This is a genomic window from Stenotrophomonas sp. PD6, assembly GCF_049199305.1.
Lineage (GTDB): Bacteria > Pseudomonadota > Gammaproteobacteria > Xanthomonadales > Xanthomonadaceae > Stenotrophomonas.
In genome coordinates this window covers 525510-537382 of record NZ_JBLZQD010000001.1, presented here as the reverse complement: position 1 = coordinate 537382, position 11873 = coordinate 525510, and the positions used below count along the sequence as shown (strand labels likewise).

General features: G+C 68.8%; 9 protein-coding genes. 2 read left to right on the top strand and 7 right to left on the bottom strand.

Translation table 11 applies throughout. The features are described 5' to 3' along the window. Positions 1 to 34: 34 nt before the first annotated feature. From ACOZHM_RS02165 to ACOZHM_RS02145, 5 genes are all read right to left on the bottom strand, one after another. Entirely contained in the window at positions 35 to 541 is a 507-nt protein-coding gene (locus tag ACOZHM_RS02165; protein ID WP_421567304.1) for a hypothetical protein, read from the bottom strand. A gap of 175 nt (positions 542 to 716) precedes the next feature. Further along, complete coding sequence (locus tag ACOZHM_RS02160) at positions 717 to 3833, bottom strand: error-prone DNA polymerase (RefSeq protein ID WP_421567303.1); 3117 nt, start codon at positions 3831 to 3833, stop codon at positions 717 to 719. Then, positions 3830 to 5248 carry a Y-family DNA polymerase gene (locus ACOZHM_RS02155; RefSeq protein ID WP_421567302.1) on the bottom strand — a complete coding sequence of 473 codons (1419 nt, stop codon included), beginning with the start codon at positions 5246 to 5248 and terminating at the stop codon, positions 3830 to 3832. Before ACOZHM_RS02155 ends, ACOZHM_RS02160 begins: the two co-directional genes overlap by 4 nt. Before the next feature lie 9 nt (positions 5249 to 5257). Next, a complete protein-coding gene (gene imuA / locus ACOZHM_RS02150; protein WP_421567301.1) occupies positions 5258 to 5875 on the bottom strand; it encodes a translesion DNA synthesis-associated protein ImuA in 618 nt (205 codons plus the stop codon). A gap of 103 nt (positions 5876 to 5978) precedes the next feature. Continuing rightward, the gene (locus ACOZHM_RS02145; protein WP_421567300.1) at positions 5979 to 7160 is read right to left on the bottom strand and encodes an MFS transporter; all 1182 of its coding nucleotides are present in this window, start codon (positions 7158 to 7160) and stop codon (positions 5979 to 5981) included. Positions 7161 to 7234: 74 nt separating this feature from the next. Here ACOZHM_RS02145 and ACOZHM_RS02140 point away from each other — a divergent pair, with 74 nt between their 5' ends. Next, positions 7235 to 7705 (top strand): winged helix-turn-helix transcriptional regulator, encoded by a 471-nt coding sequence (locus ACOZHM_RS02140; protein WP_421567299.1) that lies wholly within the window; start codon positions 7235 to 7237, stop codon positions 7703 to 7705. Here the strand turns inward: ACOZHM_RS02140 and ACOZHM_RS02135 are convergent. Then, positions 7669 to 8148 carry a type II TA system antitoxin MqsA family protein gene (locus ACOZHM_RS02135; RefSeq protein WP_421567298.1) on the bottom strand — a complete coding sequence of 160 codons (480 nt, stop codon included), beginning with the start codon at positions 8146 to 8148 and terminating at the stop codon, positions 7669 to 7671. The two genes, ACOZHM_RS02140 and ACOZHM_RS02135, sit on opposite strands and share 37 nt — an antisense overlap. A 2-nt stretch (positions 8149 to 8150) precedes the next feature. Further along, positions 8151 to 8564 carry a type II toxin-antitoxin system MqsR family toxin gene (locus tag ACOZHM_RS02130; protein WP_421567297.1) on the bottom strand — a complete coding sequence of 138 codons (414 nt, stop codon included), beginning with the start codon at positions 8562 to 8564 and terminating at the stop codon, positions 8151 to 8153. Positions 8565 to 8924: 360 nt separating this feature from the next. Between ACOZHM_RS02130 and ACOZHM_RS02125 the strand changes: the two genes are divergently transcribed. Continuing rightward, positions 8925 to 11744, top strand: coding sequence for a beta-glucosidase family protein (locus ACOZHM_RS02125; RefSeq protein ID WP_421567296.1), 2820 nt, complete (start codon positions 8925 to 8927; stop codon positions 11742 to 11744). The last annotated feature ends 129 nt before the right edge of the window (positions 11745 to 11873 follow it).

The window sequence follows — 11873 nt, the reverse complement described above, 5'->3', positions numbered from 1 at the left end:
ACCGGCGTCTAAACCAGAACGAAGCCGCCCACCGTCAGGGCGCCGCAGCCGTCCCTGGCCGTATGTAATGCGACTGCCCGTTGTCGTTGAGGAAGATCAGCTCGGGCTTGCCCTGCCAGGAGGTGAGCATGGCGCCGGTGTTGTTCTGGTGCTTGATCACCAGGGTGGCGCCGCGGTCGGGGTTGGCGGTGATCTTGAATACTTCGGTGGTGCCGTTGGCGTCGTCGAGGGTCAGCGTGGCTTCGTCGCCCACATCGGCGGTGCCATAGCTGCCACGCTCGGAGCCGTCTGCACCGAGCAGTGCGACGCCCGACAAGGGCGAGGCACGCGGGCCCTGCGAGACCCCCTTGCTGAGCGGATCGGGCAGCGGCGCACCGAGGATGACCCGGGCCTGGCCGCTGCCGTCCTGGATGATCAGGCCGCGGGCGGTGATGACGCGCTGGTCGGACTGGCTCTGATGCAGCCGCACGGCGGTATAGCCCGACACGAGCAGTGCGAGGCTGGACACGGCCAGGGTGGTGAGGGTGAGTGCGCGCGACATGACCGGCTCCGGATCCTTGGATGGCAGCGACGATAGCCGAAGCGGTGTTCGCGGCACCAGTCGGAAAAGTCTGTATCTGTCGCCAGCGTGAAATCGGTCACAGCGTGGCAGCGGGGCAGATGGCGGGTTGCGGCCACAGCAGCGGGGCAGAGCCCCGCTCTACGTGGCCGGTGGATCAATGGAAGTCTCTGCTGTGGGTGCGCACGCCGTCGATGAGCGCATCGAGGTTGTGCATGCGCTGCACGATCAGGTGCTGCACGCCATCCACCCGTTCCAGCCGGCCATCGATCTGCATCAGCTGCGCCTCCACCAGCACGCGGTGCTGGCGGTCGGCGGTCTTGCGCCAGACCACCGCGTTGACCATGCCGCTTTCGTCTTCCAGGGTCAGGAAGGTCACCCCGCTCGCGGTCTGCGGGCGCTGGCGCATGCGCACCAGCCCGGCAAAGCGCACGCTGCGCCCGTGCGGCAGCTGCGCCAGTTCGTCGGAACGCTGGCAGCGGCGCGCCTGCAGCTCGGCGCGGATGAACGACACCATGTGCTGGCCCAGGGTGGTGCCGGTGCTGTTGTAGTCGGCCTGCATGTCCTCGAACGCGCTCGGCGCCGGCAGTGCCACGACCGGGTCGGCGGTGGCGCGGACGGTGTCGAACAGCGGCAGCGGCTTTTCCACGCCCGACACATCCCAGCGCGCGCGGTGGCGGTGCCCGCTCAACCCCTTGAGCGCGCCGGCGTCGGCCAGCAGTCCCTGGTGGCGGCGGTCCAGCCGCGCGCGTTGGCTGAGATCGGCCACGCTGTCGAAGGCCTGCCGTGCGCGGGCCTGCATCACCTCGTTGGCCACCGCTTCGCTGAAGCCGTCGATCATGCGCAGGCCGAGCCGGATGCCCGGCAGGGCATCGGCCTGCGTGGCCGTCACCAGCGTGCAGTCCCAGTCGCTGTGGCGCACATCCACCGGCAGCACCGGGACGCCATGGCGGCGCGCGTCCTGCAGGATCTGGTCGGGGGTGTAGAAGCCCAGCGGCTGGCTGTTGATCAGGCTGGCCGCGAACGCGGACGGGTGGTGGCACTTCAGCCAGCAGCTCACGTAGGTGATCAGCGCGAAGCTGGCCGCGTGGCTTTCGGGGAAGCCATAACTGCCGAAGCCCTTGATCTGCTCGAACAGGCGCTCGCCGTATTCGCGGCTGTAGCCGCGCTCCGCCATGCCGGCCAGCAGCTTGTCGCGGTGCGGCTCCAGCCCGCCGTGGCGCTTCCACGCCGCCATCGAACGGCGCAACGCATCGGCTTCGCCCGGGCTGAAGCCGGCCGCGGCCACCGCCAGCTGCATCACCTGTTCCTGGAACAGCGGCACGCCCAGGGTGCGCTTGAACACCTTTTCCAGTTCGGGCGGGTAGTCGATTTCTTCGATCCCTTCTTCCTTGAGCCGCTTTCGCCGGTTGAGGTAGGGGTGGACCATGTCGCCCTGGATCGGCCCGGGCCGCACGATCGCCACTTCGATCACCAGGTCGTAGAAGCAGCGCGGCTGCATGCGCGGCAGCATGGCCATCTGCGCGCGCGATTCGATCTGGAACACGCCCAGCGTATCGGCGCGGCAGATCATGTCGTAGGTGGGCGTGTCATCGGCCGGCAGGGACGCCATGGCCAGCACGCGTCCGTCCTGGCCGCGCACCCCGCGTGCCTCCAGCATCGCCAGGCATTTGCGTACGGCGGTGAGCATGCCCAGCGCCAGGCAGTCGACCTTCATCAAGCCGGTGGCATCCAGGTCGTCCTTGTCCCACTGGATCACGGTGCGGTCGGCCATGGCCGCGTTCTCGACCGGCACCAGCGTGGACAGCGGGTGCTCGGAGATCACGAACCCGCCGGGATGCTGGGACAGGTGGCGCGGGAAATCGACCAGTTCGGCGGTCAGCGCCACCACCCGCCGCATCAGCGGCGTGTCCGGGTCGAAGCCGCGTTCGCGCAGGGCCTCGGGCAGCGGCTCATGGCTGCTCCAGCGGTCCAGGCAGGCGGCCAGTTCGTTGACCTGGTCCGGCGGCAGGCCGAGTACGCGGGCCACATCGCGCACCGCGCTGCGGCCGCGATAGCTGATCGCCACGGCGGTGAGCGCGGCGCGTTCGCGGCCATAGCGGTTGAACACGTACTGCAGCACTTCCTCGCGGCGTTCGTGTTCGAAATCGATGTCGATGTCCGGCGGTTCGTCGCGCTCGGCGGAAATGAAGCGCTCGAACAGCAGTTCCATGTGGCTGGGGTCGATCTCGGTCACGCCCAGCACGAAACAGACCGAGGAGTTGGCCGCCGAACCGCGGCCCTGGCACAGGATCTGCTGGCTGCGGGCGAAGCGCACGATGTCGTGCACGGTAAGGAAGTAGGACTCGTACTGCTTGGTGTGGATCAGCCCGAGCTCGTGTTCGATCTGCCTGCGCTGGGTGGCGCTGGCCCCGTCCGGCCAGCGCCAGCGCATGCCGTCTTCCACCAGCACCCGCAGCCAGCTGGCCGGGTCATGGCCCTCGGGCACCAGCTCGCGCGGGTAGGTGTACTGCAGCTGGGAAAGATCGAACCGGCAGCGCTCGGCCACGCGCAGGGTTTCCTCCAGCAGCTCGGCCGGGTACAGCGCGGCCAGCGCCTGGCGGGTGCGCAGGTGGCGTTCGCCATTGGGAAACAGGTGCCAGCCGGCATCGGCGATGGTGCAGTGCTGGCGGATCGCGGTGAGCGTGTCCTGCAGCGCGCGGCGGCGGCGCACGTGCATGTGCACATCGCCGCTGGCCACCAGCGGCAGGTCGTGGGTGTAGCCGAATTCCAGCAGCGATTCCAGCCGCTCCACGTCGTCGGCGTCGCGGTGCAGCTCCACCGCCAGCCACAGCCGGTGCGGGAAGCGCGCGTGCAGCCAGGCCGCATCGGCCGCGCTGGGCGAACGCGCCGGCCACAAACACAGCAGGCTGTCGGGCAGGGCATCGAAGTCCTCGCGCAGGCAGCGGTATTCGCCCTTGGGCGCTCGCCGGCGGCAGGTGGTGATCAGCTGGCACAAGCCGGCATAGGCGGCCTGGTCGGTACACAGCAGCACCAGCTTGGGGCCGTCTTCGACCTGGAACTCGGCACCGGTGATCAAGGCGAGTTCGTGTTTCTTAGCGGCCTGCCAGGCGCGCACGATGCCGGCCAGCGAACATTCGTCGGTGATCGCCAGGGCCTGGTAGCCCTGTTCCTTCGCACGCGCGAACAGCTCCTCGGCGATGGAGGCACCGCGCTGGAAACTGAAGGCCGACAGGCAATGCAGTTCGGCATAGTCGGGCAGGGCGCTATTCATGCGAACCAGCCGTGCAGCATGAACGGCCCATGCCGCGCCCCGGCGGCGGTGTAGGCCCAGCCGCGCTGGCCGAGGCCGGTTTCCACCACGTAGTAATCGCGGCGCACATCGTCCTCGTCCCACCAGCCCGATTCGATCCGCTCCGGGCCCGACAGAATGCGCAGGTCCGGGTCGTACAGCGGCTGGGGATGGGCCAGCAGCCAGCCGGGGCGCAGCGGCAGCAAGGGCGGTGGGGCTTTGCTCGCCGGGGCGGCGGGGCCGGTGGCGCGTTCGGGGCGATGTTCGGCGCGCAGCCCCACGCCCTGCACGGCATCGTCGCCAAGCCGGGCGCGCAGGCGTTCGCGCAGCTGTTCCCACGGCATCGCCTGCTGCGGACGCGGGTCGAACAGGTCACGCGCGGCCGGCACGAACGGCGGCAGGTGCTCGGCCTGCAGGCGCAGGCCCCGGCTGCCGGCGGGCAGGCGCAGGTGGTCGACGCGGTTGCGCGCCAGTTCGAACAGCATCGCCGCATCGCGTTCGGGGGCGAGCAGGCCAACGGTCAGTCGGGTATCCGGATGCTGGTCGTGCTCGAACCACAGGTCGAACTGCTGCGCGCCGCCATCGCGCGAGCACAGGAACGCGGCCAGGTCGGCGGTCAGCCGGCGCAACGGGAACAGCAGCGCCTGGGTCGATTCGATCTCGTACTCGAACTCGATGCGCGCATCGAACCGGTCCGGGGGGCGGAAATACTGCAGCGGCGTGAGGGTGCCGATGCCGCGCAGCGCATCCAGGTGGCTCAGTACCTGCGCGGGAAAGCGCCGGGCCAGGCTGTCGCGCGGCAATGCAAAGGCGCTGCCCAGCGTACGCAGCCCGGAACGGACCAATACCGTGACGGCCTCGGCCGGCAACCCGCTGCGGTCGATCGGGATCTGCGCCAGCGCCGCCTCCAGCCCATCCGCATCCACACCCAGCTGCGCATGCACGCGGGTCAACACCCAGGCCGCATGCGGGTTCGGCGCGGCGACCAGGCGGTGGCGGAAACCGAGCTCCTTCAATCCTTCGCGCAGGCGCCGTTCGATCGCCGGCCAGTCACCGAACAACGCGCGGCTGGCGCCGATTTCCAGGGCCAGCGCATGCGGAAATGCCAGGCTCACCTGCGAGCTGATGCCGTACAGCCAGCTGGCCAGCAGCTGGCGGGTGTCCTGTTCGGCGCGCGGGTCGTAATCCACCGTGAGCATGTCGCGGGTCAGCACCTGCGCGGCCGACAGCAGCATGCCGCGGCGCAGGCCGAGCTGGCGGGCGGCCGGGCTGACCGCGTGCAGCACACGGCGCTGCGCGGGGCCGGTGACCAGCACCAGCGGCGCGCGCGGATCCGGCTGCTGGCGCAGGGCGGCGTCCAGCGCCAGTTGAGGCAGCAACAGGCAGGCCCACTGCATGGCGGCGCCTCAATGTGCCAGAGCCAGCGGCAGCGGCTGCGCCGGTGCCTGCCCGCCACGACACTTGAGCACCCGCACCTGGCCGGCGTCCAGCTGCAGGCGCAGCGGCGCGGGGGAGGGATTGCGTGCCTGGCGGGCGTCGCGGAAGGCCAGGCCCAGGCACTGCCCGGTTTCGGCCGCCACCTGCAGCCGGCGCAGGGCGCGGTCGTCGGCATGCCCGGGCCAGCACAGCACGGCGGCACAGGCGGCCGAGCGCATGCATTGTTCGGCCGCCCACAGTGCCTCGCGCGGCGTGGCATGCACCACCTGCAGCTGGCCCAGCGACACGCCGGCCCCGGCCCAGGCGGGGGCGTGCGGCAGGTGCGGGGGAGCGATCAGTACCACGGTCTGCCGCAGCTGGCTCAGCCGGGCCAGGGTCGGCCAGACCAGCGCCAGCTCGCCCTGGCCGGGCGCGGCCAGCAGCACCTCCGACAGCGCCGCCGGCGGCCAGCCACCGCCGGGCAGGCGCGCATCCAGCGCGGGGTGCCCGGTGGGGTGGGTCGCCAGTTCCGCCGGGGCTCCGCGCGGTTGCCCGCGCCAGACCTGGCGGCTTTCCAGCAGCTGCTCCAGGGCCATGACGGCGGCCATCAGCGCACCGCCTGGGCGGGCTGGAACAGCGGGAAGCGGGCAGGGAACCGGTGCATGGCAGGCAGTATCGGCAGCGGAAATATCAAGGGCTGAGAACGACATGCTACCCGCTATTAGCAAAATTGCTAATAGCAATCCCCACCCCCAACGCCAGCGCCGACACCATCGCCCCCGCCCAACACACCGCAGGCCACCCGTGGGCGGCATACAGGGCGCTTCCCGCCAGCGCGCCCAACCCGCTGCCGGCGGCATAGAACAGCATGTAGGCCGCGATCGCCTGTGCCTGCGCCTGTGCGGGCGCGGCGGCCAGGATCAGGCTCTGGTTGGTGACATGCAGGGCCTGCACGGCCAGGTCGAGCAGCAGCACCCCCAGCACCAGCCAGCCCACCCCGGCGTGCAGCGCCGACAGTGGCCACCAGCTCAACAGCAACAGCAGCAAGGCGCCCAGCGACACCCGGTCGGCGTGCCCGCGGTCGCTCCAGTGCCCGCTGCGTGCGGCGGCCAGCGCGCCGAGCAGGCCGACCAGCGCGAACGCACCGATCGCGGCATGCCCGAACTGGAAGGGCGGCGCACTCAAGGGCAAGGCCATGCTGCTCCAGAACAGGCCGAAGGCGGTGAACATCAACAGCCCCAGCATGCCGCGCCGGCGCAGCACCGGGCTGTGGCGCAGCAGGGCAGGCAGCGATACCCGGGACGATGCCGTCGGCATCGGCAGCCTTGGCAGGTGCCGCCACAGCAGTACGCCGGTCGCCACCATGAGGGCGGCGGAAAGCAGGTAGACCGCACGCCACCCACCCAGGTCGGCGACGCCACCGGCGACCACCCGCGCCAGCAGCAGGCCGGCCACCACACCGGCCTGCGCAACACCGACCACGCGGCCGCGCTCATGCGGCGCGGCGACGGCGGCGGCGTAGGCGATCAGCCCCTGCGTCATCGCGGTCCCGAGCAGGCCGACCGCGAGCATGGCCAGCAGCAAGCCCAGCGCCGAGCCCGCAGCTGCCACGCACAGCAGCGCCAGCACCAGGGCAAGGGTCTGCAGCAGCATCAACCGCCGCCGCTCCCTCCGGTCGCCCAGCGGAACCAGCCACAGCAGCGCCGCTACCGAGCCGAGCTGGGTGGCCGCGATGACCGCGCCGATCCAGGCCACGCCGATGTGCAGGTCGGCGGCCAGGGCATCGAGCAGCGGCTGGGCGTAATAGACGTTGGCCACGCTGAGTCCGGCGGCACAGGCGAACAGGATCAGCAGCGAGGAGGCGAGGCGGGGAAGGGGGAGCGAGGTGGACATTGATGGTCTCAAAATAGAACCAATTGAGTCTGCGCCGTTTGGTTCTAAAATGAAACTACAAAAGGAGACCCCCCATGAGTGAAGACCTCAACCAGACCTGCCCGGTGGCGCGCGCGCTGGACCTGATTGGTGATCGCTGGTCGCTGCTGATCGTGCGCGACGCGTTCGATGGCGTGCGCCGCTTCAGTGATTTCCAGCGCGGCCTGGGAATGTCGCGCAGCATGCTCAGCCAGCGCCTGCAGGCGCTGCAGGATGCCAATGTGCTGACCCAGCAGGCGGCCGCCGATGGCAGCCGGTATCACGACTATGTGCTCACCGCGCAGGGCCAGGCGCTGTTCCCGCTGGTGGTGGCGCTGCGTCAGTGGGGCGAGGGCTACCTGTTCGACCCGGCTGAACCGCGTTCGCACCTGCAGGTGATCGCTGACGGGCGGCCATTGGCGCCGCTGCTCCCGCGCGACGCCGACGGACGGCCGGTGGCGGCGGCCGAGACCGAGGTGATCAAGCCGGATCAGGTGCCTTTGAGCGCCGGCTTGACCTTGAGTTGAAAGCGGGCGGTTGCCTCCCGGATCTCTCCGAGCAGGTCCGGATGGCGATCAAGGAGGTGGAAAAGGTTGAATACCGCCGCCACCGGCTGCGCCTTGCCCGTTTCATATCGGGAAAATGCATTGGGGCCGCCCCCTGCGATGGCCGCGGCCTCATGCTGACTCAGGCGCAGCTTTCGACGCACCCGCCGCAGTTCCGCGCCGGCGTCCAATCGGACCTGGTACACCAGATCATCTGCGGCAGCCAGATAGCGGGCCTGGCTGGCGTCATCCAGAAATCTTTCTTCGCAGCGCTCACAGCGCTCACCGACCAGGTGGGTGACCTCGATCAACCGACCGCCGCTGGCAAGGGGCAGCGTGCCGATGAAGGCAACCAATGAACCGGTCGCGCCGCATGCCGGGCATTGACCGGGGGCGAGAGTGGGGCAGTCATGTTCAGTCGTCATGGTCATAACTTCTTGAATGAAATAACGAGCTTGGGAGAGGGGCTGATTGCAGTGCTGGATGCAGCAGGGGGAAACCAGAGCATGAACTTGATGTAGGCCAGCCCGTTTTCAGTAGGTCCGTGATAGACGTCTTGCCAAAGGGTGTGTGTTGGGTCGTTCTTGGCCGTCATGGATTTGAAGAACTGATCAGGCTGCAGGGCCAGAATCGCCTTTACTGCTTGATGCGGAGCCAGTTCCATTGCAGCCATGCCAGCCACTGCCTTGAATCCGAAAACACGGGCTCCCAGTTGCCGCACAACCTGTTTGACCTGTGACAGCGGATACTCAGGCGTCTGCTTTTCCCAAACTCCATCGGGGCGTCGGGTGGTGCCACCTGGCGATGCACCGGTCCGGGCGTGAGGGGGCGACGTGAGCATCGCGTCCGTCCGTGGTCAGAATGAATATACACCTTAAAGGTTAAAACGTTGTCCGCAAGGCAAACGTTTCTATGCATCTGGGCTGTTCGATAGGCAGCACTCCCCGAGTTCTGAACCTGAACGCGCTGTTGACACGGATGAACGCGGTGGACGACTCTTCACAGGATGGGTGCCGGTGACGGCGCCCTGCAGGTGGGGTGGCTGTAGCGACGGGCGGAGGGGCCTGGTCGTAGCTGCCGCACTTGTGTAGTTCCCGATGCCGAGTGCGGAAACGCGCCGGCATCCGCCATGACGGCGCTGCACCCTTCTGCGGCAAGACTCCCTGGATTTTCTGCGTCAGCAAAGGTGTTTCGCCCGCTTATGAAAACGATTACAAAGCCCCTGGCCCTGACGGCCGCCATCGCTCTGTCGCTGTCGGCCTCCGCGCTGGCCGCCGCCCCCGTCGCCGGTGGCGCCGCCTTCACCGTGCTGAGCCTGGAGAAGGCGCCCGATTACCTGGACGCCAAGGACGTCGCCGCGCAGCTGCAGGCGCTGGACGTGGATGCGCTGACCATCGGCAACGTGACCCGACCGGCCGACACCTCGGACACCGCGCATGCGCCGGACCCGCTGGCGGCACTGGCCGACCAGCTGGGCTACACCTATCGCTTCGTCAGCGCCGATCCGGCGGCAGCCGAGCAGCGTGGCAGCATCGTGCTGTCGCGGCTGCCGGTGGAAGCCGAGTCGGGCGTGGAAGCACCGGGCCTGAACTACCTGCGCCTCAATGACGGGCGCAACGTGGTGGCGCTGTATACGCGCGCCAGCGGTGCCGACAGCGTACCGGTCAAGGCGCTGGTGGACAGCTCGCGGCTGGGTGCACCCGCCGTGCTGTTGGGCACGGACGCGGCCACCGCCACGGCCGCCGGGTTCGCGCCGGTGGCCAAGGGTGCCGGTTACAGCCAAGGCTTCGAGGCGGCCAGCAGCAAGGCGGTCAAGCTGCGCCTGACCGACGATGCGAGCATTGCCGGCCAGTTGCTGACCCTGGGCTACACCGCACCGACGGGCGGCGAGACGCCGTGGATGGACACCGGCCTGAACGCCGACGCGCGCGCCAAGCTGCTGGTAGCGCGCATGACGGTGGACGAGAAATTCCAGATGCTGCACAGCTACTTCGGGCTGGGCAAGGACGGCGGGCCGTTGCCGGAAGGCGCGGTCGGTTCGGCCGGTTTCGTGCCTGGCGTGGCGCGACTGGGCATTCCGTCGCAGCAGTCGGCCGATGCCGGCGTGGGCGTGACCAACCCGGGTGGGATTCGCAAGGGCGACCATGCCACGGCGATGCCGTCGGGCCCGGCGACCGCGTCGAGCTGGAATCCGGATATCGCCTTTGCGGGCGGCGCGACGATGGGCCGCGAGGCTTGGCAGCAGCGCTTCAACATCCTGCTGGCCGGCAGCGTGAACCTGCAGCGCGACCCGCGCAACGGCCGCAACTTCGAATATGCCGGCGAAGACCCGGTGCTGGCCGGTCGCCTGGTGGGCGAATCGATCCGCGGCGTGCAGAGCCAGCACGTGATTTCGACGATGAAGCACTTCGCGCTCAACGACATGGAAACCTCGCGCAATTTCCACAGCGCGGAGATCGGCGAGCAGGCAATGCGCGAGTCGGATCTGCTGGCGTTCGAGATCGCGCTGGACGCGGGCAAGCCCGGTTCGGTGATGTGTTCGTACAACCGCATCAACGGCATCTACGGCTGCGAGCACGATTACCTGATGAACCAGGTGCTCAAGCAGGAATGGAAGTTCCCCGGCTTCGTGATGTCCGACTGGGGCGGCGTGCACAGCGGTTCGAAGGCGGCCCTGGCCGGCCTGGACCAGCAGTCGGCAGGCGAGGTGTTCGACAAGGCGGTGTTCTTCGATGAACCGCTGCGCCTGGCCGTGGCCGGTGGCACGGTGCCGCAGGCACGGCTGAACGACATGGTGGCGCGCATCCTGCGCACGATGTTCGCGCACGGCAACTTCGACCTGCCGCCGCAGCACGTGCCGATCGACGATGAAGCCGGCTTCCTGGCCGCGCAGCGCACAGTGGAAGAGGGCAGCGTGCTGCTGCGCAACGCCGGTGATCTGCTGCCGCTGGGCAAGGACGTGCAGCGCATCGTGATCATCGGTGGGCATGCGGACAAGGGTGTGATCGGTGGCGGTGGTTCGTCGATGGTGGGCTGGACGGCAAAGGGCACCAATGCGGTGCCGGGCGTGCTGCCGACGACCTGGCCGGGCCCGGTGATCTTCCACCCGTCGTCGCCGCTGGAGGCACTGCGTGCCGAGCGCCCCGACGCGACGATCGAGTACCTGGACGGCCGTGACGTGGCCGCCGCCGCGCGCGCTGCAGCGGCTGCGGACGTGGCGATCGTGTTCGCGACGCAGTGGTCGGCCGAATCGGTCGATCTGCCGCACATGCAGTTGCCCGACAAGCAGGACGCGCTGATCGCCGGGGTGGCCAAGGCCAACCCGAAGACGGTGGTGGTGCTGGAAACCAACGGCCCGGTGGAACTGCCGTGGCTGCAGCAGGTGCCGGCGGTACTGCAGGCGTGGTACCCGGGCATCCGCGGCGGTGAAGGCATCGCGGCACTGCTGACCGGCAAGGTCAATCCCTCCGGCCGCCTGCCGGTCACCTGGCCGGTGGACGCCAGCCAGCTGCCGCGCCCGCACGTGAACGGCCTGGGCTTCAATCCGAAGCAGAAGCCGGACGACACGATCGATTACAACATCGAAGGTGCCAACGTCGGCTACAAGTGGTTCGCGGCGAAGGGCCTGGTGCCGCAGTTCGCGTTCGGCCACGGGCTGTCCTACACGCAGTTCCAGTACGAGAACCTGAGCTACACGGCGATGGGCCAGCGCCTGGTGGCCACGGTCGACATCCGCAACACCGGCAAGGTGGCCGGTGCGGACGTGGCGCAGCTGTACCTGAAGCTGCCCGAAGGCAGCACGACGCCGATTCGCCTGATCGGTTTCCAGAAGGTCACGCTGCAGCCGGGCGAATCGCGCCGGATCCGCATCGAAGCCGAACCCAAGGCGCTGGCCAGTTTCGACACGGCCGACAAGCAGTGGAAGATCGCCGAAGGCCGCTACGAACTGCAGCTCTCGCGCTCGGCCAACGAACCGCTGCAGACCACGCCGATGGTGTTGAGTGGTGGTGTGGTTCGTTGATGTGATGTGATGCGTGGGCGCTTCTTGCGCTCACGCATTGCTACCAAAAGCCCTGGTCTGCGAGTGAGTCTGGTTTGGGGGGGGGGGGGGGGGGGGGGGGGGGGGGCCCGCCCCCCCCCCCCCCCCCCC